Origin of the sequence: Azospirillum lipoferum (assembly GCF_024170005.1) — a bacterium.
Classification (GTDB): domain Bacteria; phylum Pseudomonadota; class Alphaproteobacteria; order Azospirillales; family Azospirillaceae; genus Azospirillum; species Azospirillum lipoferum.
Map to the genome: position 1 here is coordinate 75,667 of NZ_JALJXJ010000008.1, position 26,149 is coordinate 101,815.

The 26,149-nt window shown below is 68.4% G+C and carries 21 protein-coding genes; 12 read left to right on the forward strand and 9 right to left on the reverse strand.

What is annotated here, in order from left to right; all coding sequences use genetic code 11:
* The first annotated feature begins 23 nt into the window (after positions 1 to 23).
* The 3 genes from J2848_RS18640 to J2848_RS18650 all read left to right on the forward strand — a co-directional run bounded on the left by J2848_RS18640 (position 24) and on the right by J2848_RS18650 (position 2,759).
* Entirely contained in the window at positions 24 to 1,295 is a 1,272-nt protein-coding gene (locus J2848_RS18640) for a type II restriction enzyme NmeDI-related protein (protein WP_211103312.1), read from the forward strand.
* Positions 1,296 to 1,317: 22 nt separating this feature from the next.
* On the forward strand, positions 1,318 to 1,509 hold the full coding sequence (locus tag J2848_RS18645) for a hypothetical protein (protein WP_149234639.1): 192 nt from the start codon (positions 1,318 to 1,320) through the stop codon (positions 1,507 to 1,509).
* A 68-nt stretch (positions 1,510 to 1,577) separates the two neighbouring features.
* A complete protein-coding gene (locus J2848_RS18650) occupies positions 1,578 to 2,759 on the forward strand; it encodes an MFS transporter (RefSeq protein ID WP_149234638.1) in 1,182 nt (393 codons plus the stop codon).
* Between the two features lie 488 nt (positions 2,760 to 3,247).
* Here J2848_RS18650 and J2848_RS18655 read toward each other — a convergent pair whose 3' ends face one another.
* From J2848_RS18655 to J2848_RS18670, 4 genes are read right to left on the reverse strand one after another with little or no spacing between them, the layout of a single operon-like run.
* Positions 3,248 to 3,439, reverse strand: a complete 192-nt coding sequence (locus tag J2848_RS18655; protein ID WP_149234637.1) for a hypothetical protein — start codon at positions 3,437 to 3,439, stop codon at positions 3,248 to 3,250.
* 16 nt (positions 3,440 to 3,455) lie between these two features.
* Entirely contained in the window at positions 3,456 to 5,147 is a 1,692-nt protein-coding gene (locus tag J2848_RS18660) for a cbb3-type cytochrome c oxidase subunit I (RefSeq protein WP_149234636.1), read from the reverse strand.
* 18 nt (positions 5,148 to 5,165) lie between these two features.
* Positions 5,166 to 5,909 carry a cupredoxin domain-containing protein gene (locus J2848_RS18665; protein WP_149234635.1) on the reverse strand — a complete coding sequence of 248 codons (744 nt, stop codon included), beginning with the start codon at positions 5,907 to 5,909 and terminating at the stop codon, positions 5,166 to 5,168.
* Positions 5,910 to 5,948: 39 nt separating this feature from the next.
* The gene (locus J2848_RS18670) at positions 5,949 to 6,302 is read right to left on the reverse strand and encodes a hypothetical protein (protein ID WP_149234634.1); all 354 of its coding nucleotides are present in this window, start codon (positions 6,300 to 6,302) and stop codon (positions 5,949 to 5,951) included.
* Positions 6,303 to 6,691: 389 nt separating this feature from the next.
* On the opposite strand from J2848_RS18670, the gene J2848_RS18675 reads away from it, so the two are divergent.
* The 9 genes from J2848_RS18675 to J2848_RS18715 all read left to right on the forward strand — a co-directional run bounded on the left by J2848_RS18675 (position 6,692) and on the right by J2848_RS18715 (position 18,023).
* The gene (locus tag J2848_RS18675; protein ID WP_149234633.1) at positions 6,692 to 7,042 is read left to right on the forward strand and encodes a hypothetical protein; all 351 of its coding nucleotides are present in this window, start codon (positions 6,692 to 6,694) and stop codon (positions 7,040 to 7,042) included.
* A gap of 154 nt (positions 7,043 to 7,196) precedes the next feature.
* Positions 7,197 to 7,853, forward strand: coding sequence for a Spy/CpxP family protein refolding chaperone (locus J2848_RS18680; RefSeq protein ID WP_149234632.1), 657 nt, complete (start codon positions 7,197 to 7,199; stop codon positions 7,851 to 7,853).
* A 10-nt stretch (positions 7,854 to 7,863) separates the two neighbouring features.
* On the forward strand, positions 7,864 to 8,151 hold the full coding sequence (locus J2848_RS18685) for a DUF2933 domain-containing protein (protein ID WP_149234631.1): 288 nt from the start codon (positions 7,864 to 7,866) through the stop codon (positions 8,149 to 8,151).
* The gene (locus J2848_RS18690; RefSeq protein ID WP_149234630.1) at positions 8,148 to 8,825 is read left to right on the forward strand and encodes a methyltransferase family protein; all 678 of its coding nucleotides are present in this window, start codon (positions 8,148 to 8,150) and stop codon (positions 8,823 to 8,825) included. The genes J2848_RS18685 and J2848_RS18690 overlap by 4 nt, the downstream gene beginning before the upstream one ends.
* Positions 8,818 to 10,032 (forward strand): TolC family protein, encoded by a 1,215-nt coding sequence (locus J2848_RS18695; RefSeq protein ID WP_246194343.1) that lies wholly within the window; start codon positions 8,818 to 8,820, stop codon positions 10,030 to 10,032. The genes J2848_RS18690 and J2848_RS18695 overlap by 8 nt, the downstream gene beginning before the upstream one ends.
* Entirely contained in the window at positions 10,029 to 11,753 is a 1,725-nt protein-coding gene (locus tag J2848_RS18700; protein ID WP_149234628.1) for an efflux RND transporter periplasmic adaptor subunit, read from the forward strand. Before J2848_RS18695 ends, J2848_RS18700 begins: the two co-directional genes overlap by 4 nt.
* A 7-nt stretch (positions 11,754 to 11,760) precedes the next feature.
* Positions 11,761 to 14,886, forward strand: a complete 3,126-nt coding sequence (locus tag J2848_RS18705) for an efflux RND transporter permease subunit (RefSeq protein ID WP_149234627.1) — start codon at positions 11,761 to 11,763, stop codon at positions 14,884 to 14,886.
* A gap of 41 nt (positions 14,887 to 14,927) precedes the next feature.
* Complete coding sequence (locus J2848_RS18710; RefSeq protein ID WP_149234626.1) at positions 14,928 to 15,320, forward strand: hypothetical protein; 393 nt, start codon at positions 14,928 to 14,930, stop codon at positions 15,318 to 15,320.
* Positions 15,321 to 15,695: 375 nt separating this feature from the next.
* Complete coding sequence (locus J2848_RS18715) at positions 15,696 to 18,023, forward strand: heavy metal translocating P-type ATPase (RefSeq protein ID WP_246194331.1); 2,328 nt, start codon at positions 15,696 to 15,698, stop codon at positions 18,021 to 18,023.
* 116 nt (positions 18,024 to 18,139) lie between these two features.
* Here J2848_RS18715 and gyrB read toward each other — a convergent pair whose 3' ends face one another.
* The 5 genes from gyrB to J2848_RS18740 form a co-directional block, all read right to left on the reverse strand.
* Positions 18,140 to 20,623, reverse strand: a complete 2,484-nt coding sequence (gene gyrB / locus J2848_RS18720) for a DNA topoisomerase (ATP-hydrolyzing) subunit B (RefSeq protein WP_149234624.1) — start codon at positions 20,621 to 20,623, stop codon at positions 18,140 to 18,142.
* A gap of 90 nt (positions 20,624 to 20,713) precedes the next feature.
* A complete protein-coding gene (gene recF, locus J2848_RS18725; RefSeq protein WP_149234673.1) occupies positions 20,714 to 21,910 on the reverse strand; it encodes a DNA replication/repair protein RecF in 1,197 nt (398 codons plus the stop codon).
* A gap of 64 nt (positions 21,911 to 21,974) precedes the next feature.
* A complete protein-coding gene (gene dnaN / locus J2848_RS18730) occupies positions 21,975 to 23,105 on the reverse strand; it encodes a DNA polymerase III subunit beta (protein WP_149234623.1) in 1,131 nt (376 codons plus the stop codon).
* Positions 23,106 to 23,265: 160 nt separating this feature from the next.
* Positions 23,266 to 24,996 (reverse strand): hypothetical protein, encoded by a 1,731-nt coding sequence (locus J2848_RS18735; protein WP_149234622.1) that lies wholly within the window; start codon positions 24,994 to 24,996, stop codon positions 23,266 to 23,268.
* A gap of 169 nt (positions 24,997 to 25,165) precedes the next feature.
* Positions 25,166 to 26,041: an SDR family oxidoreductase gene (locus J2848_RS18740; protein ID WP_149234621.1), complete on the reverse strand. Its 876-nt coding sequence runs from the start codon at positions 26,039 to 26,041 to the stop codon at positions 25,166 to 25,168.
* Positions 26,042 to 26,149 lie beyond the last annotated feature (108 nt).

A 26,149-nucleotide genomic window follows, 5' to 3' on the forward strand; every position in this document is an offset into this window, starting at 1 on the left:
TCCCTTGAGCGAAGGAGCCTTCCTTGTCCGACCCGATGCGCGCGTTGATCCAACGCTGGCGTGAGGATGCCGGCGCGACGTACCGGACCTGGTTCCTGTGGGACGAGCGGGTGAAGAACTTCCGGTCAATTCGCCGCGGCATCCAACAGGTCGTGACCGACATCGAGGGCAGCACCTTCGGCAACGCCTATCGCGGTTCGTCGCTGGAGACGGTGGTGCACTCGATCGCCGAGCAGCGCCAGATCTTCAAGGGGGCCGACCACGCTTTCCTGTGGAAGCCCAAGCTGCGCATCCCGGACATCTATGAGAACCCGGACAACCAGCGCGCCTTCGGTCGTCTGCTCGACGCCTGCGTCTGCTGCAACGCCGAACCGCAAATCCTCGCCGCCATCCGGCAGATCGACGCCAAGCAGATCAAGGGGCTTGGGCCGGCGGTGGCGAACCTGCTGTACTTCCTGCATCCGACCCTGGTGCCGCCCTTCAACACGGCCATCGTCAACGGCTACAACGCGCTGACCGGCGCCAAGGTGAAGCTTGGCCGGTGGGACGAGTTCCTGGCGATGCGTCAGGGCATCCTGGCGCTCAACGCCGAATACCGCGACCTGCTGTCCAACGATCTCGGAGCCATCGGCGGATTGCTGTTCGACGTCGGCTCCGGACGCTACGCCGCGCCGCCGCGCACCAACGATGCCGCCGCCCGCGCCGCGTGGGAAGCCGACCTTGCCAAGGTGCGTGAGGAGAGCGCCAAGGCTTCCAAGGCTGCGGCCGCCGAGCGCGAGGGCGACCGCACGCACACCGAGATCCAGGGCTGGCTGCGTGATCTGGGCAGGGCGCTGGGCTATGACGTGTGGATCGCCGCCAATGACCGCAGCCGGGCCTACGACGGCGGCAAGCTCGGCGAGGGCTGCCTTGAGCGGCTGCCGGAAGCGATCGAGAAAGCGCCTGGCGCCGACGCCATCCGGCTCATCGACGTCCTGTGGCTCGACCGGGGCAAGGCGCATGTTGCCGCCGCCTTCGAAGTCGAGCACTCGACCTCGATCTACTCGGGCGTCGTCCGCATGCTCGATCTGGCGCTCGGCACCGAGGCACATGCCCTGGAAGGGATGTTCCTGGTGGCGCCGAACGGCCGCGAGGACGAGGTCCGTGCCCAGTTGACCCGACCGGCCTTCAGCCGCGTCGCCGACCTCCAGGTGCGCTACCTGCCGTACGGCGAACTCGAGAGCCACCGGGAGTCCATCGCCCGCTTCGGCTCCGGCATGAAGGCCATCAACGCCATCGCCCGGACCCTGGTCTGAGCGGATTGCGGTTCTGCCATCAGTGGCTGACTTCACCTCTCGCCATGGCGAGGTGGTGTTTCTGATGGTGGCCGCCCTGGGGCATGATGCCGATGAACCCGAGCCGCCGGATATGGGCCGTCTGCTTGGGGCCAGGGCGGTGACGGTCAGCACGACGCCGGTCGCGACCGGCTCGGCCTTGACCGTCCAGCCGTTCACACCATCGATCTGGTGAGCGTGCGCCCCACGATGATAGATCGTGTGGCCGTCGGAGATCTATTAACGGGTGTTGGGAAGTCAACCATGTCGCTCCGCTCCATCCCCAGCAGCGTCGTCGCTCTGGGGTTCGTCAGTCTGTTCATGGATGTCTCCTCGGAGATGATCCACAGCCTGCTGCCGGTGTTTCTGGTTTCGGTTCTGGGCGCCAGTGCGCTGTCGGTGGGCTTCATCGAGGGCATCGCCGAGGCGACCGCCGCCATCACCAAAATCTTCTCCGGCGCGGTCAGCGACTGGATGGGGCGACGCAAACCGCTGTTGCTGCTGGGTTACGGCATGGCGGCGCTGACCAAGCCGGTCTTCCCGCTCGCCGACACGCTGGCTTCCGTTCTGCTGGCCCGCTTTCTCGACCGTATTGGCAAGGGGGTGCGCGGGGCGCCGCGCGACGCGCTGGTTGCCGAGGTGACGCCGCCCGAACTGCGCGGCGCCGCCTTCGGCCTGCGGCAGTCGATGGACACCGTTGGGGCGTTCGCCGGACCAGCGCTTGCCATGCTGCTGATGGTCCTGAGCGGCGACGACTTCCGTCTTGTGTTCTGGATTGCCGTCATCCCGGCCTTCATCGCCGTCACGGTAATCCTGTTCGGCGTGCGCGAGCCCAACACGGAACCAGCCGGCGAACCGCGCCGCTTTCCGATCCGGCGCGGTCAGCTGCGACGGCTGAGCGCGACCTTCTGGGGCGTGGTGGTGTTGGCGTCGGTGCTGACGCTGGCGCGCTTCAGCGAAGCCTTCCTGCTGCTGCGTGCCCAGAGCGTCGGCGTGGAGGACGCCTACGCGCCGCTGGTCCTGATCGTCATGAACATCGTCTACGCAGCCTCCGCCTATCCCCTTGGGCGTTTGGCTGACCGGCTGGACCGGCGCACCCTGCTGGCTTTTGGGGTGGGCCTGCTGGTGTTGGCCGATCTGGTGCTCGCGGCGGCCGGCTCCGCATCGGCAGTCCTGATCGGAGCGGCGGTATGGGGGCTCCATATGGGCGCAACCCAAGGACTGCTCGCGGTCTTCGTCGCCGATGCCACGCCCACGGACCTGCGGGGAACAGGGTTCGGTCTCTTCAACCTCTTGACTGGGATTGCCCTGTTGGCGGCCAGTGGTTTGGCCGGATTGCTCTGGACCGTCCTGGGCCCCGGCGCGACTTTCCTGGCAGGAGCCGGCTTCTCACTGATCGCACTGGTCGGGCTGTCGATCGTTGTGCCGCGACGGGGAAGGGCTTAGCATTCGGGTGCCCAGCGCTTGAATGCGTCGAACTCACGAGTCCGGCTGCCATGGGTGAGCCTGTGTTCGCCGTGTCCCCGCATCGCAGACAATCCAATCACTTGCGGTGCCGCCTCCTATAGGCGGTCTTCTTGAAGCACCTTGCGCAAGTGCTGCTTTCAGCGGCATCTCGGACACATGCCGTCATACCGTTGCCCAATCGCCCACCGGAGCCGACAATACCGGGTTCGGAAAGTTCTGACTCTTCGAACCCGGTATAGCCCGCGACTGCGGGCGCGCGCCGGTAGGCGCGAAGCCTGCCTAGCGTATGAACGCAGCGGTCAGAACTTTTCTGACCGCGTATAAGCAGGGCAAGCATGCCGGGTCGGAGGCGACGCTCGCCCAGGCCGAAACCATCCTCGGCATCAAGAAGTGACATAGGGTGCCATGGGGGCGGAGCGATGCTCATGCCCCCGTGGCGCCCCCTCGTGGCGCAGTCGCGCAGCGGTTCAGCCCCTGGGCGCCTTCCGACTGACGGCGACCAGCACCCCGGCGAGTATCAGGAACAGCACTGCGCCGCCGCCCCAGACCCGGACGTAGCCGGGCATCCCGAGACTGGGGACCAGGGCGTAGACGGCGGCGAGCACCGCCCATACGGCGGCGATGACGACGACGAGCCAGAGTTCTTCGTTCATTTTCATGGCGATTCCCCTGCGCTCAGTGGCCGTGCCCGCCGCCGATGGCGATGATCGGCAGCGACTGGATCAGCTGGAACGCAACGATGGTGAAGACATACATGGCGGCGACCAGCGCCGCCACCGACAGCGGCCCCGTCCACGCCGGGGCCGCGCCGACGCCGCGCGACCCGGTCTGCCAGTCGACCACCGGCGCCTGCTCGCGGGACGGGCGCAGCGACAGCAGGGTCCGGACAACGCCGTAGACGCTGATCGAGAGGGCGATGGCGAAGACGGTGGCGCCAAGGCCGACCAGGGCCATCAGCATCGGCCATGCCGCAGGGGCCATGCCGCCATAACTGACGTCGAAGACTCGGCGCGGCACGCCCATGACCCCGGCGGCGATGCCCGCCGCGCCGAAGATCAGCAGGCCGATGGTCACGATGGCCGGCATGCGCCGCAGCAGCTCCGGGCGCCACAGGGTGCCTCCACCCAGGGCCGGCAGGATGACCATCAGTGCCGCCAGGAAGGTCTGGGTCAGCACGCCGACCGCGAAGAAGTGGAAATAGCCGGGCACGAAGAAGGTGTCCGACAACATCGGCGCCAGCTTCTCCTGGATCAGGACGAAGGCGAAGGTGATGCCGAGCATCATGTTCACCACCGCCCAGCCCATGTTCGCCATCGCCGGGTTGCGCCAGGGCAGCCCCTTCATCCAGCCGAAGAAGCCGGTGGCGCCGCGCGCCCGGGCGCTCGCCTCCAGCGAGGAGACGATGATCGCGAAGGCCGCCAGGGTCGGGACCGAGACGAACAACGACAGCAGCGAACCGACGACCCGGACGCTCTCCGACAGGTTCGGCTCCAGGAACATGTGGTAGAGGCTGGTCGGCGGAACGAAGACCAGATAGGCGGCGAAGACGATCTTCGACAGGCGGGCGCCGTGGATGGATTTGACCCCGGTCAGGTGTTCGCTCAGCACGTACCACACCAGCACGGTGGCCATCAGGGGCAGGTAATGCAGGTTGTGGAACAGGATGTGCCATTCGGTGCCGTGGTCGGCCGGGAACGGTCCCGTGCCGAGCGACCAGAGCAGGCCGGGCAGGAAGGCGTTGGTGGCTGCGATGGCGCTGACCACCAGAAAGCCGGCCCAGGCAAACAGCGCGAACCCGATCGACGTGAACTCATCCGCCTCACCGCGCAACCGGGGCTGGAGCACGGTGGCGATGCCGCTGATGGCGGACGCCACCAAGCCTGCCGAAAGCAGCAGGTAGCCGAGGGCGAAGACGCCGACGGAGCGCGGGTCGTCGGCGGCAAGCTCGGGGCTGCCGTCATAGAGCAGCGGCGTCCCGGTGGCTGAGATCCACTCGCTGACGCCAAAGCCCGCCAGCATCAGGGCGGCACCGAGCCGGGCAAGGGGGCGCAGGGCGAGGCCTTGCCCGTTCTCGGCCGCCGCCAGCACCAGCAGCAGCGCCGCCTGGATCAGGTAGAGCCAGTAGAAGAACACGGACACGCCGTGCAGGGTCAGGAGGCGGTAGGCGTCATCCGGAAAGAAGGCGAGCGCCCCGGCGCGGGCGAGCGCGGTCCCCAAGCCGCCAACCAGACCCAGAACGAGCGCCAGCAGAGCGGCGCCGAACAGCAGCGTGAGAAGGGCCTTGTCGGCGCCTGGCAGGGCGGCGACCCGAGCCGTGAGGCGCGAGCGGAAGCCCACCGGAACGAAGGAGGTCGAAATGCTGTCCATGGTGGAGTCTCCCCGGGCTCAGCCGACGATGAGGCGGCCTTGCATGGCGTCATGCGCCTGGCCGCAATAGACGGTGCAGTACAGGAGGTACTCGCCCGGCTTGGTGAAGGTGATCGTCTGCTCGGTCACGACGTTCGGCCGCAGGCGGATGATGCGGCTGGCGGACCCAAGTTGGATCGACGCGCCATGCGTGATGTCGTCCGCCATCATGCGGAACCGGTACGGCACACCTGCCTTGAGCTGGAGGACGTCCGGGCTGTAGGAGAATTTCTGCGCCATCAGGTAGACGTTGATCGGCGCGACGGACGTCAACTCCGAACCGTGGTCGTGGCCGGCATCGGCATGACCATGGCCGCCATGTGCGACGCCGCCATGGGCATCCGCATCGGCGTGTGGATTCACGCTGCCGTCCTTCTGCGCGTACTTCTGGACGAAGAAGTCGTGCTCGAAGCGGAACTCCTCGGGCGCCATGCCCGCGGCCGCGCCGTGGCCGCCATGGCCCCCTGTTTCGGCGGGAATCTCCGCCGCGCCATGCCCATCGTGGCTGCCGTGTGCGTCGGGTTCTGGGGCCACATCCTTGCGGCCGCCGAAGGGAAGCGGGGCAGCGCCATAGGCTGCCCAGGCGCCGTACAGGGAAACGGCGCTGAAGCCCAACGCGGCGATGAAGCCGCGACGGGTCGTGAAATGCCTCTCGGACATGATGAGAGTCCTCTGATCGCGTGGTCGGAATCGCTCGCGCACGCCGCGGTTCAGGCGGCGCATGGCCGGGCGTCCGACGCAGGCGTCAGAGCGCGCGGCCGATCAGAGGCTGGTCTTCGGAGGCGGCGTGTCCGGCGTGATGTCCCGGGCATTCGGGACGAAGCCGGCCGGCGGGTACCAGGACGCTTCGACCATGGTCACCGGGATGCTGACGGTGTGCCGCGCCGGAGCCTCGGCCGCCGGGCAGCAGGTCGCCGCGACGGCGAGGGCGGCTTTGTGGTGATCGCTCTGGGATGGTGCAGAGGACGGTGGGGCGTGATGGGAGCCGTGATGGCCCATCGAGCCGGCCGGAATGTCCACATGCGCCCCTACATTCGCCATGGCTCCGCCCGCCGCCCCCATCAGGAGCGCAAAGGTGAACGCCAGAATGGCGAAGATGTGGCCCAATCGCTTCATGCCAGCCGTCGCTTCGAACGCCTCCGGTCCATCCAGGGGAGCACAACCATAGTCCCCGGCATGAGTGCGGACATTGATGTCCGTCAACCGGCATCGTCCATCGAGTGCCATTGACGTCGCGCGCTTTTCCTATTGACCCTCCCACCGCTGGAGGGTCGATGCTTGCCTTACTGACCTGGATTGGTGATGGAAGCGGAGTGACAGTCCGCCGCACTCTTCCGGGACCCTGACAGGGGCGGTCGTCGAGACGATCGTGCTGTTGCGGGGACCAGGGAATGGTACTACCTTTGGCAGAGGGGCCGGTGGGCACGCAAGGTGCCGTCCGACCTCGGAAAAGGAAGGCGATCGCCATGCGGCGTGGGACGTGGCCGACGGTGAGGAGGGTGGTGGTGAGCCTGCTGATGCTGGCCACGCTGCTCGTCTATGCCGTGCCGAGCCACGCCAGTCTGCTGCCTCACCAGCATTCGCCGGCGCCTCATGAGCACGCCCTGGTCGATACGCATGGCGATGATGTCGCTGGCGTGGCAGACCATGAGCACAAGCAGGACCCCTGCAAGGACCTTGGTGTGCTTGGCGACGATGCCTGCTGCAGCGTCGCCCAGTGCGCGACCATGCATGGCGGCCTCCCCGCCGATGCCATTGCGGCCTTCATTCCGATCCTCGACCGGGCGGATCCTCTGCTTGCCCTGGCCACGCCCGAAGGCATCGACAGCGACCCCGCACTCCGTCCGCCTCTCTGATCCTCTGACGCCACGAGTCTGTCCGCGCCCAGCTTGAGCTTCGGCTCAGCGAAGGACGTCGCCGGATGTCGTGCGCTCGGCCTTTGTGTCGCCGGCGCTCCTGCATGGAGTCCGACCGGGACGGCTCGAACCAGATGATCAGACGGAGGACGCCATGTCGTCTTTCACCCGCACACTGCTCCCGGCCTTTGCGCTCGTCGCCATGATGTCGGCTGCGCAGGCCCAGACCGCCACCACTCCGGACCAAGGTCAGGACCACCAGGCCCACCACCCGGGCGGCGCCACCACCACCCAGGACCAGCCAACTGCGGCCCCGACGCCCACTCAGCCGCCCCAGGGTGCTCGGCCCGGCATGATGATGGGTGGCATGATGGGGCAGCAGAGTGGCCAATCCAGCATGATGGGCCCGGGCATGATGGAGCAGATGATGCCCATGATGCGCCAGATGATGATGGGCCAGCAGGGTGGCATGGGCGCCATGGGCCTGCCGTTCGAGCACGTCGAGGGCCGCATCGCCTTCCTGAAGGCGGAGCTCAGGATCACCGATGCCCAGGCGCCGCAGTGGAATGCCTTCGCCGACACCCTGCGGTCGAACGCCAAGGCCCATCAGGCCATGCACGAGCAGATGACCAAGGGCGGAATGCCGTCCGCGTGGCCGGACCGGCTGGCCGCTCAGCAGAAAGCCCTGGCGACCCGGCTCGACGCCGCCAAAGCGCTCGAGGCCGCCGCCAAGCCGCTCTACGCCGCGCTGAGCGACGAGCAGAAGAAGGTAGCCGACCAGCTGTTCGCCAGCCCGATGGGCATGATGTGAGGAGGCGGCCATGACGCACGAACACACCCACCACACCCCCGAGACCCACAGGCCGGAACCGCAGGCACGCCTGCCCTGGTACCGGACCTGGACAGGACTGGCCTGCCTCGGCGCCGTCGCCGTCGGGGCGGTGTACCTGTCGCTCTATCACGTCACCCATGTGCTCGACGCGCTGCCGCTCGTGCTCCTGCTGCTCTGCCCGCTGATGCACGTCTTCATGCACGGCGGACACGGCCACGGCGGCCACGGCGGCGGTGGCGATGACGCCGATCGTCCGACCAAGGGAGGCTCGCCATGACGCACGAGGCCTCGGACTACGGACTGTGGATGCTGGTCATCCTCAACTCGGCGATCTTCATCATCTTCGCTTACAGCTTCGGCAAGCCGCAGTCGCCGCGGGACTGGCGCTCCTTCGGGGCGTTCAGCGCCTTCATCGTGGCGTTGTTCACCGAGATGTACGGTGTTCCGCTGACCATCTACCTGCTGTCGGGGTGGCTTCAGACCCGCTACCCCGGCCTCGACCTGATGTCGCACGAAGCCGGGCATCTGTGGTCGACCGTCCTCGGCCTGTCGGGCAACCCACACTTCAGCGTACTGCACATCCTCAGCAACCTGCTGATCCTGGGCGGCTTCGTCCTGCTCTCGGCGGCCTGGAAGGTGCTTCACGCCGCCCAGCGCGAGCAGCGGCTCGCCACCACGGGAGCCTACGCCTACATCCGGCACCCGCAGTATGTCGCCTTCATCGTCATCCTGTTCGGCTTCCTGCTCCAGTGGCCGACCATCCTGACGCTGGTGATGTTCCCGCTGCTCGTCTGGATGTATGTCCGACTGGCGCACTCCGAGGAGGGTGCCGCCCTCCACGTCTTCGGCACCGCCTACGAGCGCTATGCCGCGGTCACGCCGGGATGGGTCCCGCACCTTGCCGGACATGGGCCGAACCGCCCCAAGGTGGGAGGGTCGTTTGGTGCGTGAGTTCGGGTCCAAGCGTATGAAGCAGGCGGCGGCAGCCGCAGTTGCCGTCTGCCTGCTGGCTTTTCCAGCCGGGGCACAGACCCTGCGCGATGCCGTGGAGGGGGCGTGGCGGCTCAATCCGGAGATCCGGTCGCTGGAGGCGAGGCGGGGGCAGGCGGTGGCCCAGCGCGGCGCCGGAGAGTCGCTGGTTCCGGCCGCTCCGGCCGTCACCCTGCGGCACATCACCGATATGGTGGGCCGCAATGTCGGGCGGCGCGAGTATGAGGCCGAAGTCGGCGTTCCGCTCTGGCTGCCCGGCCAGGGCACGGCGACCGTCCGCGCCGCCGACGCGCTGCTGGCGCGCACCGACGCGGAGATCGCGGCGCGCCAGCTGGCCATCGCTGGAGAGGTCCGGACGGCCCTGTGGCAGATCGCGCTCCTTGAGCGGCGCGTCGAGCTCGCCCGTCAGCGCCTCGCGGTGGCGCGCCGTCTTGAGGCCGACACGAAGCGCAGTTCCAAAGCCGGGGAAACCTCCGAGGCCGACCACCAGCTGGCACGTGGGGAGGCCCTCGCCGTGGCTGCGGAGGTCCGCGACGAGGAGTTGAGCCTGGAGGAGGCCCGGCAGGCGTTCCGCACCCTGACCGGCGCCACGGTCCCGAAGGCCACGCCCGAGCCGCTGATCGGCGAGCAGCCGCTCGACCGGCACCCGGCGCTCCAGGCGGCTCGCCTGGGCGTCCGCTCGGCCCAGGCCCAGAGGCAACTGGTCGACCTCACCACCCGCGATAGCCCGGAAGTCGGCGTTCTGGCCCGCAAGGAGCGGGATGTCCGTGGGGAGCGCTTCGACACCATCGTCGGCCTGTCGATGCGCATCCCGTTCTCGGTGGACGCGGTCAATGCCCTCAAGCGCGCCGAGGCCGCCACCGAAGTGGTCCGCAGCGAAGCCGAGCAGGCGAACGCGGAGCGCACCATCGAGACCGAAATCCGCCAGGCACGCCTGGCCCACCAGGCCGCCACCGAACGCCTTTCCATCGTCCGCGACCGCGCCGCAGCGCTCAAGGGGCGTCTGTCCATCGTCGAGCGGGCGAGAAAAGGGGGCGAGATCAGCCTCGTCGAGTTCGTGCGGGCCCAGGAGGCGGCTTTCGAGGCCGAGCTCGCGCGTGCCACCGCCGAAATCCAGGTCGGCGCCGCGCGCGCCCGTTTGAACCAGTCTCTCGGAGTTCTTCCATGATCCACCGACGCCTTCTCGCCGCGGCCTCGATCGCCGCGAGCCTTGCCGCGCCGGTCGCCCTTCCGACGCTGGCTCATGAAGGCCATGAGCACGGCGACGCTCCCAAGCCGGTCGTCGCCACCGCCACCCCGACCATGGAGACGTCCTCGTCGGACTTCGAACTGGTGGCGGTCGTCCATGGCAAAGGCCTGCTGGTCTACCTGGACCGCTTCGTCACCAACGAACCGGTGACCGGTGCGACCGTCGAGGTCACCGCCGACGGGGAAGCCGTGACCGCCTCCCCCGTTTCCGGGGAGGAGGGCGTCTACAGCCTCGACGCCGCCTGGGTGTCGAAGCCGGGTCCGCACGAGTTGACCGTGTCGGTGACGGCGGCCGATGCCGCCGACCTGCTGATCGGCACGCTGGAGATCCCGGCAACCGCCCAGCCCGCCGGGTCCGGTGGCAGGGGCGGCGTGTCGGCCATGCTCGGCCAAGTGCGGCATGACCCGGGCCTGATGTCGGGAGCCGTCATGGTCTTCCTGCTCGGTGTGCTGACCACGGTGGCGCTGACCCAGCGAGGCCGGGCGCGCACGGTTGCCGGAGCGGCCCTGATCGGCTTCGGCCTGCTGCTGGCCAGCGGCGCCGCTTTCGCCCATGGCGGCGAGGATCACAGCCATGGCGATGAGGCGAAGGACAAGACTCCAGGAGCAGCGGCCACGCCGATGGCAGTGACCGGCGCGGCGGAGAGCCCGCGCCGGCTGCCGGATGGCAGCCTGTACGTGCCCAAGACGTCACAGCGCCTGTTGTCAGTGCGCACCACGGTCGCCAAGACGCAGCAGGCGGCGCAGACGGTCCAGCTGATCGGCCAGATCATCGCCGATCCGAACGGTGGCGGTCATGTCCAGGCGACCCAGAGCGGCCGCATCGAGCCGGGCGAGAAGGGGCTGCCCTATGTCGGCCAGCGGGTCGAGGCCGGGCAGGTCCTGGCCACCATCACGCCGGCCGTGAACGTGGTCGACCGCAGCGGCATCCAGCAGCAGATCGCCACGGTCGAGCAGGAGCTCGTCATCGCCGAGTCGCGGGTGCAGCGCCTGCGGAAGCTGGAAGGCAGCGTGCCGCAGCGCGACATCGAGGAGGCGGAAGCCAACCTCAATGGCCTGCGCAAGCGCCGGGCGGCGCTGTCGCCGACCCTGACCACCAAGGAAGCCTTGCGTGCTCCCATCGCCGGGGTCGTCACCGCCAACAACGTCAAGGCCGGTCAGGTCATCGAGGGCCGCGACCAAGTCCTGTTCGAGATCGTCGACCCGTCACGGCTGATGGTGGAGGCGGTCGCCTTCGACCCGCGGGTGGCGAACGCCATCAAAGCGGCCACGGCGACGACGGCCGACGGCACCGGCCTGTCCCTGGAACTGCTCGGCTCCAGCCTGGCGCTGCGCCAGCAGGCGATCCCGCTGCTCTTCCGGATCGCCAATCCGCCGGCGGGGCTCGGCGTCGGCCAACCGGTCCGGCTTGTCGCCCAGGTGCAGGGCACCGCGTCGGGCATCGTGCTGCCGCGCCACAGCGTGGTGCGCAGCGCCGGCGGTCAGCCGATCGTCTGGCAGCACGAGTCGCCGCAGCGCTTCGTCGCCCGGCCCGTGCGCACGCAGCCGGTCGATGGCGGCACGGTGCTGGTCCTGGCCGGCATCGAGCCCGAGGCGCGCATCGTCACCGATGGCGCCGGCCTGCTGAACCAGGTCCGGTGAGGCGGCCATGTTCAACGTCCTCGTCAACACCAGCCTGCGCAACCGCCTGTTCGTGCTGGCCGCCGCCGTGCTGCTGGTCGTCTACGGCTCCTTCGTCCTCAAGGGACTGCCGGTCGACGTCTTCCCCGATCTCAACAAGCCCACGGTCACGCTGATGACCGAGGCCGAGGGTCTGGCGCCCGAGGAGGTCGAGCAGCTGGTCACCTTCCCGCTCGAGACGTCGATGAACGGCATGCCGGGCATCACCCGCGTGCGCTCGGTCTCCGGTGTCGGCCTGTCCATTGTCTTCGTCGAGTTCGACTGGGGCACCGACATCTACCGCAACCGACAGCAGGTCGCCGAGCGTCTGGCCATCGTCCAGGGCCAGTTGCCGCCGAACGTCCGGCCGCAGATGGGGCCGATCTCCTCCATCATGGGCGAGATCATGCTGCTCGCCATGTCTGCCGAGCCGGGAACCGGTGTCGGACCGATGGAGGTCCGCGAACTCGCCGATTGGGTGGTTCGGCCCCGCCTGCTCGCCATCCCCGGCGTCAGTCAGGTCATTCCGATCGGCGGGGAGATCCGTCAGTACCACGTCGCTCCCGACCCGGCACGCCTGCACGACCTGGAGATCACCACCGACGAGCTGGTGAAAGCGCTTCAACAGTTCTCGGCGAACACCGGCGGCGGGTTCATCGACCAGCACAGCGAAGAATATCTGATCCGCAACATCGGCCGGACGACCCGGCTGGAGGACCTGCGCACCCTGGTGGTCGCCTACAAGGCCGGGCAGCCCATCCATCTGCGCCAAGTGGCCGATGTCGACTTCGCCGCCCGCGTGAAGCGCGGTGACGCCGGGGTGGACGGCAAGCCGGCCGTCATCCTGTCGGTGCAGAAGCAGCCGGGCAGCGATACGACGACGCTGACGGCCGAGGTCGAGAAGGCCCTGGCCGATCTGGCGCAGTTCCTGCCGAAAGGGGTGAAGGCGAACGAGATCCTGTTCAAGCAGGCCAACTTCATCGACACCTCGATCCACAACGTCATGAAGGTGCTGCAGGAGGCGGTGGTGGTGGTCGCCGTCATCCTGTTCCTGTTCCTGCTCAACGTCCGCACGACGTTGATCTCGCTGACCGCCATTCCGATCTCGATCCTGATCACCGTGCTGGTGTTCAAGGCGTTCGGCATGTCGATCAACACCATGACGCTGGGCGGCCTCGCCATCGCCATCGGCGAGCTGGTCGACGATGCCGTCGTCGATGTGGAGAACATCTACCGTCGCCTCGGCGAGAACCGCCGGGCCGGCAACCCGCGCTCGATCCTGGAGGTGGTGGCGGCGGCCTCGCAGGAGGTGCGCTCCGGCATCGTCTACGCCACGATCATCATCATCCTGGTGTTCGTGCCGCTGTTCGCCCTGTCCGGCATCGAGGGGCGGCTGTTCGCGCCCCTGGGCGTGGCCTACATCGTCTCCATCCTCGCCAGCCTGGTCACCGCCATCACCGTCACGCCGGTGCTGTCCTACTACCTGCTGCCCAAGCTGAAGCGGCTCGATGAGCATGACAGCTGGCTGGTCCGGCGGCTGAAAGCCGGCAACGCCCGGCTGCTGGGGTGGGCTCTCGCCAACCCCGGCACCCTCTTCGCCGTCGTAGGCTCCGCCGTGGTGATCGCCGCGGCCACGGTGCCGAGCCTGCCACGCGCCTTCCTGCCGCCCTTCAACGAGGGCACGCTGACCATCTCCATGGTGCTGAACCCCGGCATCTCCCTGGCCGAGTCCAACCGGGTTGGCGTTGCCGCCGAGAAGCTGATCATGCAGGTGCCGGAGGTGGCGTCGGTCGGCCGCCGCACCGGCCGCGCCGAACTCGACGAGCACGCCGAAGGTGTCCATTCCAGCGAGATCGACGTCGATCTGGTGCCGTCCGCGCGCAGCCGTTCCGCGGTGCTGGCCGATGTGCGGGCGCGGCTGGCGGCGCTGCCGGTGTCGGTCAACATCGGCCAGCCGATCTCGCACCGGCTCGACCACATGCTGTCGGGCGTCCGCGCCCAGATCGCCCTGAAGGTCTATGGCGAGGATCTGGACACCCTGCGCAGCCTCGCCGGGCAGCTTCAGCAGAAGCTGACCTCGATCCCCGGGCTGGTCGACCTGCAGATCGAGAAGCAGGTCCGCATCCCGCAGGTACAGGTCGTGATCGACTATGAGCGGGCTTCCCTCTACGGCGTCACCCCGGCCATGGCGACGGACGCGCTGGAGAGCCTGTCCAACGGGCGGGTGGTGTCGGAGATCGTCGACGGCACCCGGCGCTTCGACGTGGTGCTGCGGCTGTCCGACGAGGACCGCACCACCAGCGGCCTGGCCAACCTGCTGGTCGAGACCCCGGCGGGGCGGGTGCCGCTCAGCCTGTTTGCCAGTGTCGAGGAGACCGACGGTCCGAACCAGATCCTGCGGGAGAACGGCAAGCGCCGCATCGTCATCCTCGGCAACAGCGACGGCAAGACGGACATGGCGCAGATCGTCGCGGGCATCCGTGACGTGGTCGGCCGCTCGTCGCTGCCGCCCGGCTACTTCACCAGCCTGGAGGGCGCCTTTCAGGCGCAGGAGGAGGCGTCCAAGACCATCGCGGTGCTGTCGATGGTGTCGCTGGCGATGATCTTCCTGGTGCTCTACAGCCGCTACCGCTCCGCGGTGCTGACGCTGATCATCATGGGCAACGTCCCGCTGGCCCTGATCGGCAGCGTTGCAGCCCTCTGGATCGCCGGACAGCCGCTGTCGGTCGCCTCGATGATCGGCTTCATCACCCTGACCGGCATCAGCACCCGCAACGGCATCCTGAAGGTCAGCCATTACATAAACCTGGTCCTGCACGAGGGCGAAAGCTTCGGCAAGGCCATGGTGATCCGCGGCAGCCAGGAGCGGCTGACCCCGGTGCTCATGACAGCATTGTCGGCCGGCGTCGCCCTGGTGCCGCTGATGATCGGTGCCGACGCGCCGGGCAAGGAGATCCTGCACCCGGTCGCCGTCACCATCTTCGGCGGCCTGGTCAGCGCCACCCTGCTCGACACGGTCCTGACCCCCGTACTCTTCCTCAGGCTCGGCGAAAAGCCGCTCAGGCATCTGGTCGACGCCCAAGCCGGGTCGCTGCGTCCGGCCGAAGCCTACTGATCCACCCCTCCACCATGTTCAACTCAGAAGGAAAGCCTATCGTGAAGTTCTCGACCCTCCTCGTCGCCGTCACCCTGTTCGCCGCCCCGGCCACGGCCTTCGCGCATGGTCCGAGCGTCGGCCCGCACGGCGGCCCGGTGACCGACGCCGGGACGTACCACACCGAGCTTGTCCTCCAGGGCAACGACGTCGTCCTGTACGTGACCGATGGGTCGGACAAGCCGGTCGACGTGGCCGGCGCCAAGGCCGAGGCCACCATCCTGGCCAACAAGCAGACCCAGAAGGTCGCGCTGGAACCGGCAGGCGCCAATGCGCTCAAGGGAAAGGCCAACCTGGGCGAGTCCCACGACAGCGTGAAGGTGGTCACCGCCCTGACCATGCCCGGCCAGAAGCCGGTTCAGGCCCGTTTTGAAATGGGCCACGCCGGCCACTGAGACCCCAGAGGTGGCATGAGGATCACCGCCTCATGCTACCCCGAACCAGGAGGCGCGCGATGGGCGCCAGGAAGAAACCCGCCACGTTGGCTGCGGCCTCGCTGATCGCCATGAGCGAGCGGTCGAAGAACTGAGGAGAGGGAAACCTCAGCCTGCACATCGGGATTGACCTTCCAGTCACTGGAAGGCGGAGCATGGGTTCCAAGGTCGCCGCCATACCCCAAACCCATGTGGCGCTGCGCAACACCGGAGGGTGCCGACGCCGGGCCTGCGAAGGGAGATGCGAACATGAACGACCTGCACCATGGCCATGGTCATCAGCACGGACATGACCATCATGGTCACCATCATCATGCAGGACTCGACGACCATAGGATGGTCAAAGACCCTGTCTGCGGCATGATGGTCGACCCGGAGCGGACCGCGCACCACGCGGAGCATGATGGGCGCAGCTTCCACTTCTGCTCTGCGCGCTGCCACGACAGGTTCGTCGTCGCCCCGGAGCACTATCTGAAGCCGGAGGCCAAGCCCGCGGCGCCGGAGCGGGCCGGGCAGGCCTCGCCTCAAAAGGGCGTGCTCTACACCTGCCCGATGCATCCGGAAATCCGTCAGGAGGGGCCGGGCAACTGCCCGATCTGCGGCATGGCCCTGGAACCGGTGGGTGCCAGCCTCGAAGAGGGGCCGAACCCGGAACTCGTCGACATGACCCGGCGCTTCTGGATCGGCCTGGTGCTCAGCGTGCCGCTACTGGTCCTGGAGATGGGCAGCCACATTCCGGCCCTTGGCCTGCATGACCTGGTGCCGCCGCGCATCTCGATTTGGATTCAGTTTCTCCTGGCGACGCCGGTCGTGCTGTGGGCCGGCTGGCCGCTGCTGGAGCGCGGTTGGCAATCGTTCCGGCGGCGCAGCCTGAACATGTTCAGCCTGATCGCGCTCGGGATAGGCGTTGCCTACCTCTTCAGCTTGGCCGCGACCTTCCTGCCCGGTCTCTTCCCGGCGAGCTTCCGGGGCATGGACGGGGTGGTGGCCGTCTACTACGAGGCCGCCGCTGTCATCACCGTGCTGGTGCTGCTCGGTCAGGTGCTGGAACTGCGCGCCCGCGAACAGACCGGCGGCGCCATCCGGGCGCTGCTGAACCTGGCGCCCAAGACGGCCCGCCGCATCAAGGAGAGCGGTGAGGATGAGGAGGTTCCCCTCGACCAAATCCGGGTCGGCGACCGGCTGCGCGTCCGTCCCGGCGACGGGGTGCCGGTGGACGGCGAGGTCCTCGAGGGCCGCAGCGCCGTGGACGAGTCGATGGTCACCGGCGAGAGCATGCCGGTGGAGAAGGAGCCCGGCGCCAAGGTGATCGGCGGCACCGTGAACCAGACCGGCGCCTTGGTGATGCGGGCCGAGAAGGTCGGCTCCGACACCATGCTGTCGCGCATCGTGACCATAGTGGCCGAGGCGCAGCGCTCTCGCGCTCCCATCCAGCGGATGGCCGATGTGGTGTCCGGTTACTTCGTCCCGGCGGTCATCCTGGCCGCCCTCCTCGCCTTTGCCGGCTGGATGGTCTGGGGGCCGGACCCCGCCTTCGCCTACGCGCTGATCGCGGCGGTCTCGGTGCTCATCATCGCGTGCCCCTGTGCCCTGGGGCTGGCGACGCCGATGTCGATCATGGTCGGGGTGGGAAAAGGAGCGACGGCGGGCGTGCTGATCAAGGACGCCGCGAGCCTGGAGCGGTTCGAGAAAATCGACACGCTGGTGGTGGACAAGACCGGCACGCTGACCGAGGGAAAGCCGCGGGTGACCGCGGTCGTCCCGGCGGCCGGCATCGACGAGGCGGAACTGCTGTCCCTGGCAGCCAGTCTGGAGCGGTCGAGCGAACATCCCCTGGCAACTGCCATCGTCGCGTCCGCCAGGGAGCGGGGGCTGCCGTTGCAGGAGGTCACCGACTTCGGCTCGGTGACCGGCAAGGGCGTGGTCGGGAGGGTTGGCGGCCGCGAGGTCCTGCTCGGCAATGCGGCGATGATGCGGGACCGGGGCGTGGTCCTGGGCGAATTGGATGCGGGCGACCTGGATGCACGCGCCGACGAGCTGCGGCGGGAGGGGGCGACGGCTCTGTTCGCCGCGGTGGACGGCTGCCCCGGCGGCGTGATCGCGGTGGCCGATCCGATCAAGGCGAGCACGCCGCACGCCCTGGAAACGTTGCGCGCCGATGGCGTGCGCATCGTCATGCTGACCGGCGACAACCGGACCACCGCGGAGGCGGTGGCGCGGCGCCTCGGCATCGACGAGGTCGAGGCCGAGGTCCTGCCCGACCAGAAGCATCAGATCGTGCGGAAGTTGAAGGCGGAAGGCCGCGTGGTCGCCATGGCCGGCGACGGCGTCAACGATGCCCCCGCACTCGCCGAAGCGGACGTCGGGGTCGCCATGGGCACCGGGACGGAGGTGGCAATCCAGAGCGCCGGCGTGACGCTGGTGAAGGGCGACCTCGCCGGCATCGCCCGGGCCCGGGTGCTGAGCCGTGCCACCATGGGCAACATCCGCCAGAACCTCTTCCTGGCCTTTGTCTACAACGCGCTCGGGGTGCCGGTGGCGGCCGGAGTCTTCTATCCCCTGTTCGGCTGGACGCTGAGCCCGATCATCGCGGCCGCCGCCATGGCGCTGAGTTCGGTGTCGGTCATCGGCAACGCGCTGCGTTTGCGCATGACGAGCCTGTAGGAACACGCGGGCTTCCTCCGAGGGGGGCCGAATCCGCGGGTGCAAACAGAATGGGCGGAGCCTTGGCGACTCCGCCCCCTGCTCTCATCTTTTGCTTAACTGACCAACCACACCGATCACACGTCCAGGTTCGCCACCTTCAGCGCGTTGTCCTGGATGAACTCGCGGCGCGGTTCGACGATGTCGCCCATCAGGGTGGAGAAGACCTCCTCCGCCTGGTCGGCGTGGCTGACGCGAACCTGCAGCAGCGAGCGCTTGGCCGGGTCCAGCGTGGTTTCCCACAGCTGGTCCGGGTTCATCTCGCCAAGGCCCTTGTAGCGCTGAATGGTGACGCCGCGGCGGCCCAGTTCCATCACCGTGTCGAACAGGGCGACGGGGCCGGTCAGCGCGCGGGTCTCCTTCTGCTTCTCGAACGCCTTGCCGGCGGTGCCGAACACCCGCTTCAGGTCGGCGGCCAGACCGTCGAGACGGCGGGCCTCGCCGCTCTTCAGCAGGTCGGTGTCGAACAGGTGGCGGTGGGTGACGCCGCGCCGGGCGCGGATCACGGCATAGCCGCCCTGGGGCAGGGCTTCGCCGCGCCAGCCGCCTTCGGCGTCCAGCGCGTTCATCCGCTCCGCCACCGCCTTGGCAGCCGCTTCCGCCGCCGCCTTGTCGTCGGCAAGCGTGGCGGACAGGGTGCCGGCGACCGCCGCCTGTTCCACCACCATGGCGTTGCCGACCTTGCGCGACAGCGTGTCGATCGCCGGCCGCGCGGTACGGGCCTGTTCGACCAGACCGGCCAGCTGCTCGCCGATCAGCAGCGTGCCGTCCGACAGCCGGACCGACAGGTCACCCAGCGCCGCTTCGACCAGATATTCCTCCAGCGCCCGGTCGTCCTTCAGGTAGCGCTCCTTGGCATTGCCGCGCTTGATGCGGTAGAGCGGCGGCTGGGCGATGTAGAGATAGCCGCGCTCGATCAGGTCGGGCATCTGCCGGAAGAAGAAGGTCAGCAGCAGGGTGCGGATGTGGCTGCCGTCCACGTCCGCGTCGGTCATGATGATGATCTTGTGGTAGCGCGCCTTGTCGGCGTTGAACTCGTCGCTGATGCCGGTGCCCAGCGCCGCGATCAGCGTGCCGATCTCCGCCGAACCCAGCATCTTGTCCAGCCGCGCCCGCTCCACGTTCAGGATCTTGCCGCGCAGCGGCAGGATGGCCTGGGACTGGCGCGAGCGGCCCTGCTTGGCCGAGCCGCCGGCCGAATCGCCCTCGACGATGAACAGCTCCGACAGCGCCGGGTCGCGTTCCTGGCAGTCGGCCAGCTTGCCCGGCAGCGACGACATGCTGAGCGAGCTTTTCCGCGTCATCTCGCGCGCCTTGCGGGCGGCCTCGCGGGCGGCGGCGGCCTCCACCACCTTCTGGACGACGCGGCGGGCGTCGGCCGGATGCTCCTCGAAATACTGGGCCAGAGCCTCGCCCACCACCGCCTCGACGACGGGGCGGACTTCCGACGAGACCAGCTTGTCCTTGGTCTGGCTGGAGAATTTCGGATCCGGAACCTTCACCGACAGGACGCAGGTCAGGCCTTCACGGGCGTCGTCGCCCGACAGGTTGACCTTCTCCTTCTTGGCGATGCCGGATTCGGCCGCGTAGTTGTTGATGGCGCGCGTCAGCGCCGCGCGGAAGCCGGCGAGATGGGTGCCGCCGTCCTTCTGCGGGATGTTGTTGGTGAAGCAGAGCGTCGTCTCGTGGTAGCTGTCGTTCCACTGCAACGCGCATTCCACCGTCACCACGCCGCCATGCTCGGTCGGGCGCTCGCTTTTCAGCGTGATCGCCGGCTTATGCAGCGCCGTCTTGGAACGGTCGAGCCAGCCCACGAAGGCTTCCAGGCCGCCTTCGTAATGCAGGTCCTGCACCTTCGGCTCCACCCCGCGCGCGTCGGTCAGCACCAGACGGACGCCGGAGTTGAGGAAGGCCAACTCGCGCAGCCGGTGTTCCAGCGTGGCGAAATCGAACTCGATGTTGGTGAAGGTCTCGGCCGAGGGCATGAAGGTGACTTCGGTGCCCGACAGCTGCTTGCCCTTCTCCGGCACCATCGGCGCCTCGCCGACGTCGGCCAGCGGCGCCTCGGCATTGCCATGGCGGAAGCGCATGCTCCAGGTGCGGCCGCCGCGCCAGATGCGGAGATCCAGCGTTTCCGACAGCGCGTTCACCACCGAGACGCCGACGCCGTGCAGGCCGCCGGAGACCTTGTAGCTGTTCTGGTTGAACTTGCCGCCGGCATGGAGCTGGGTCATCACGACCTCGGCCGCCGAGACGCCTTCCTCCGGATGGATGTCGGTCGGGATGCCGCGGCCGTTGTCGCGGACCGTGACCGATCCATCGGCGTTCAGCAGAACCTCGACCTTGTCGCAATAGCCGGCCAGTGCCTCGTCGATGGCGTTGTCGACCACCTCGTACACCATGTGGTGCAGGCCGGACCCGTCGTCGGTGTCGCCGATGTACATGCCGGGGCGTTTGCGCACGGCATCGAGCCCGCGCAGAACGGTGATCGACTCCGCCCCGTAGTCCGCCTGCTGGGGCTCCGACTGCGGGAGGTCGTTCTTCAGTGCTTCCTGTGCCATGCGTCGACTATAACAGATTCGGTTGCGGATTCGGCGGTTTAGCGTGCGTCAGCATGCTTTTTTTCCGGGCCTTCGCCAGGATTTCCACCCCTATCCGGGGCGGATGTGGGCGTCTTCGATGCGGAAGCGCCGCGCAGCGTCGCCAAGGGGGTCGAAAACCCCCTCGTCGGTGCCGGTCATCCAGGCCTGGGCGCCCAAGGCCAGGATTTCGCCGAACAGCGCGGCACGCCGGTCGGGGTCGAGATGGGCCGCCACCTCGTCCAGCAGCAGGATCGGCGCCGCTCCGCGTTCGGCCGCCAGCAGCCGGGCGTTGGCCAGAACAATGGCGATCAGCAGGGCCTTCTGCTCGCCGGTGGAGCACAGCGCCGCCGGCATGTCCTTGGGCGCATGGCGGACGGCGAGGTCGCTCTTGTGCGGTCCCACCGTGGCGCCGCCGCCGTCTGAATCGGCGCGGCGTCCGGCGCGCAAGCTGTCGCGCAGCGCATCCTCCGCCGCCAGCGCCGGACCTTCGTCCAGCCAGCGTTCCACCGTGCCGGCGACGGCGAGGTCGGCGCCGGGGAAGGGGCCGACCGAGCGGGCGCAGGCGGCGCGCAGCCGCTGCACCACCTCGCGCCTCGCCGCGGCGACGGCGATGCCGGTGGTCGCCATCTGGTCCTCCAGCGCGCCGAGCCAGCCCTCGTCGAAGCGGCCGTCGCGCAGCAGCCGGGCGCGTTCGCGCAGCGCATGCTCGTAGCGCGACAGCCGCCCGGCATGGGCGGGGTCGAAGCCGAAGACCAGCCGGTCGAGGAAGCGGCGCCGTCCGCTCGAGCCTTCGAGGAACAGGCGGTCCATCTGCGGCGTCAGCCAGACCATGGCGACATGTTCGGCCAGCGCCGTCTGGCCCTTGGCCGGATGGCCGTCGATGCGGACCAGCCGGCGGTCGCGGTCCGAGTTCCGGTTGCCGTCATGGGGTTCGCGGCCGGTGCCGATCTCCACCGGACCCAGCGGGGTGTCAAGCGTCGCCGCCACCGCCCAGCCGGCGCCGGGGGGCGAGCCCAGCCGCTCCACCTCGGCCAGCCGGGCGCCGCGGATGCCCCGGCCGGGGGCGAGGAAGCTGACGGCTTCCAGCAGATTGGTCTTGCCGGCGCCGTTCGGGCCGATCAGCGCGACGGGACGGTGGTCGGGTTCCAGCCGTGCCGAGGCATAACCGCGGAAGCGCGTCAGCGTCATCCGCCGGACGGACAACGCCGGGGCCTGGGCCGGAGTCAAAGCCGGAGTTGCGGCGGACACCGGGGTGCCGCCGCTCATCGAGACTGCCGTGTGCTGCAACTGGTCCGTTCCGCCTGGGGCGGGGAGGATCCCCGCAGTCCCATCACACGCGCATCGGCATCAGGACGTAGAGCGCGGTGGAGTCGGCGACGTCGCGGATGATGGTCGGCGACGCGGCGTCGGCCAGCGTGAACTGGGCGCCCTCGCCCTCGATCTGCTGCGTGATGTCCAGCAGATAGCGAGAGTTGAAGCCGATTTCCAGGGGGGACTCCTGGTAATTGACCTCCAGCTCCTCGGTGGCGCTGCCCGATTCCGGGCTGGTGGCCGACAGGGTCAGCGCACCGCGGACCAGCGACAGCTTCACCGCCCGGCTCTTCTCGGTGGAGATGGTGGCGACGCGGTCGACGGCGGCGGCGAACAGCTTGGCGTCCACCTCCATCACCTTGTCGTTGCCGACCGGGATCACCCGCTCATAGTCGGGGAAGGTGCCGTCGATCAGCTTAGAGGTGACGACGACGCTGTCGAAGCCGAAGCGGATCTTGTTGTCGGACAGCGACAGCTCGATGCGGTCGGCGGCCTCGTCCACCAGCTTGCGGATCTCGGTGACGGTCTTGCGCGGGATGATGACGCCGGGAATGCCCTCGGCGCCGTCCGGTAGCGGCATCTCGACCCGCGCCAGCCGGTGGCCGTCGGTGGCGACGGCGCGCAGCACCGGCGTCTCCAGGCTGCCCATCTTGCTCTTGGCGGCGTGCAGGTAGATGCCGTTCAGGTAGTAGCGCGTCTCCTCGGTGGAGATGGCGAAGCGGGTGCGGTCGATCAGCCCGCGCAGGTCGGCGGCGGCGACCGAGAAATTATGCTTCAGGTCGCCGCTGGACAGCTGCGGGAAATCCTCCACCGGCAGGCAGGACAGCTTGAACTGCGAGCGGCCGGCGCGCAGCGTCAGGACGGTGCCGTCGCCGCCGATGTCCAGCTCCACCTGGCTGCCGTCGGGCAGCTTGCGGACGATGTCGAACAGGGTGTGGGCGGGAGCGGTGGTGCCGCCGGGACGCCCGACCGTCGCCGGGACGGTCTCCACGATCTCCAGGTCCATGTCGGTGGCGGCCAGCGACAGTTCGCCGTCGCCGGCGCGCAGCAGGACGTTGGACAGGATCGGAATGGTGTTCCGCCGCTCGACCACACTCTGCACGTGACCCAGGGAACGGAGAAGGGCGGCGCGTTCGATGGTGATGTTCATGCTGGTGTCGTCTCGACGGGAGGAGTGACCGGAAAGCGGAACCACCGGGGTTTCGGGCTGTTTTTCCCAGCCGTCCCGCCCCGAGCGGGCGCGCATCATACCACATCGACGGTTGCGTCGAACCAAATTGTTGCGGCTAAGGCCTTCGGCCGAAGGGGATTCACGCCTCCGCCCGCCGCCTCCCTTCATGTAGCCGCAGAATGTCGACGAAGTCGGCGCTTTGCCAGTTGCGCGACCGGCTCAGCTCGCGGCGGACGCTGGCGACGAAGGCGTCGATCACCGCCCATTCGTCGGCCGCGATCTCTCCATCCGCCTCCAGATAGCTGTGGACGACCCGATGCAGGCCCTGGCTGACCGGGCTGATCCAGCCATCCACCGTCTCGCCCATCGCCACCATCAGCCGGCGGATGCGCAGCATATGCGCCATGCGGTGGGCCGGCTTCTCCTGCGGTTCGGCCTTCATCGCGTGGAGGAAGGCGAGGCGTCCGGTCTCCACCGCATAGAGGCGCAGCGACTTCAGTTCCGGGTTGGCATAGCCTGCGGCGCCAAGATAGCGGCCCCAGCGCCAGACCAGCTCCAGCAGCCAGACGATGTCCTCGTGGTCGGGAACCGGGGCGTGGCGGGCGTTCATCGCCGCCTGCAGCCGGGCGGCCAGCGCCGGCATCACCGTGCCGGTCAACTCCCGGCTGACCGCCGCCAGTTCCGCCCGCAAGGCCGGGCCGGTGGAGCGGCTGGCGAGGAAGCCGGTGCCGGCCAGCGCGGTCAGCGCCCGGTCGAACCGCTCCACCGCCTCGTGCAGCAGGGCGCGGGTCGGGACAGGTGCCGACAGCACGCCGCCATCCTGGATGTCCATGTCGCCGAACATGCCGTCCACCACCTCGCGGATGGTGGTGCAGGCGGCGTGGAAATGGCAGAGCAGGGCGCGCAGCAGCGGATGCGACTCGCGCACTGCCGGTCCGCCATGCTCGCGGACATGGCGCAGGAACACATCATACCGCCGCTTGACGTTCAGGCCGTAGAGCGGGGCGAACCAGGCCAGCAGCTGCGACTGGTCGCGGAAGGGGAGGCCGAGGTCGCGCACCCGGCGGACGAAGCCGACCATCAGCGCCGACTGGCAATCGACCTCGGCCGACCGGGGATCGGAGGCGCCTTGCATCTCCCCCATCCGCAGTTCTTCGATGTCGCGGCGCATCCGCTCGGTCAGCGGCACCAGCACCGCGTTGTGCTCCAGCAGCGCGCGGACGAAGCCCAGCAGGTCGCCGTCGATCGGCGCCTTGCGGCCGAGATATTGGGTGCGCAGCCGGGCGTCGTGCAGCGCCTCGTCATTGGCCAGCGCCAGGAACCGGTCGGTCAGCTTGCGGTCGCCGGCCATGGCATAGAGGAAGTCCAGCGCCTCCTTCCGCATCAGCTCGCGCATCACCATCGCGTCGGGGCTGGCCAGCACGGCGTCCAGCATCGCCTCGCGTGCCATGGTGTCGAGCCGGCTCTGCACCTCCGCCGCCAGTCCCGGAAAGGCATGGCGGGCCAGTGCCGCCCAGATGCCGCCCATGTCCACCCGCTGGACCAGCGCCGGCACCGACTCAGGCGAGCGGTAGAGGATGGGATCGTCGACCAGGAAGGGTTCGAACAGGCTGGTGAACAGCCGCCGCGCCTTCATCGGCCGCAGGCGGTTGAAATGGTCGACCAGCGCATCGCGCAGATGTCGCGCCCGCTCGGCATTCGGACTGGCTGCTCCTTCGACCGCGTCCAGCACCGACCGGATGGCGTGCATGGGGATGCGGGCGACGACCTCGTCCATCTGGCGTCGGAAGGCGGCGGTATCCACGCCGTCCCCGCCCGGCGAAGGGCTGGCGGGTGGACTGGAGAGGGTGGCCGTCGGCGTGCTGTTCATGCGCACAACACCTCGCGGGATGGTCGTCGGCTGGGCGCTTATGATCCCGCGAGATTATTAAATATCTTTTGCTAATGCCACGCGTGTCTTCGATCGAGTGTTATGATTACTGGCATATGTCGGGGAATTGTTTTGTAACCTTAGCTTTACCTTTTGCCCCTGCTCTTGGTTACAGCCCAGCCGCCAGCTGGGCCTCCAGCCCGGCGCGATAGTCGGGATAGGACAGGGTGACGCCGAGCTGGCGCTTGATGCGGTCGTTCTTCACCCGGCGGCAGTCGGTGTAGAAGCTGGCGGCCATCGGCGACATCTCCGCCTGATCGAAGGGCACCAGCGGCGGCGGCTCCACCCCCAGCAGGCGGCAGGCATACTCCACCACCTCGTGCGACGGGCTCGGCAGGTCGTCGGCGACGTTGTAGATGGCGCCCAGCGTCGGCCGCGCCATCGACGCGCGCAGCGTGCCGGCGATGTCGTCGACATGGATGCGGCAGAAGACCTGACCCGGCTTGTCGACCCGCTTGGCGATGCCGTCGCGCACCGAATCGATGGCGCTGCGGCCGGGGCCGTAGATTCCGGCCAGCCGGAACAGATGCATCGGCACGCCATACTGGCGGTACAGGTTCAGCCAGCCGCGTTCGGCCTCCACCCGCCGCTTCTGCCGCTCGCCGGTCGGCTTCAGCCAGGACGCCTCGCTCACCCACTCGCCGCCGGTGTCGCCATAGACGCCGGTGGTGGACAGATAGCCGGCCCAGTCCAGGGTGCGCAGGTCGGCCAGATCGCGGGCATGCTGGTCCAGCACCGGGTCGCCCTTGCCGTCGGGCGGGATGCTGACCAGCAGATGGGTGGTGCCGGCCAGCGCCGCCTTGGCATCCGCCAGCGGCCGGCCGCGGTCGAACAGGAAGGCTTCGATGCCCTGGGCTTCCAACTCCGCCTTCTTCTCCTCGCTGCGGCAGGTGGCGGCGATGCGCCATCCCTCGGCGCGCAGCCGATCGGCGAAGACGCGGGCGCTGTAGCCGGGGCCGAACACGAACAGGCGGGGATCGGTCATCACGGGCGGTTCCGGTTGGGGAGGGGCGGTGGACTATGTACAGCCGGGGACGGGCCACCGGTTTGGTGTGGGGGACTTGCGCCCCGCCCGGCGATGGCGGAGTGTAAA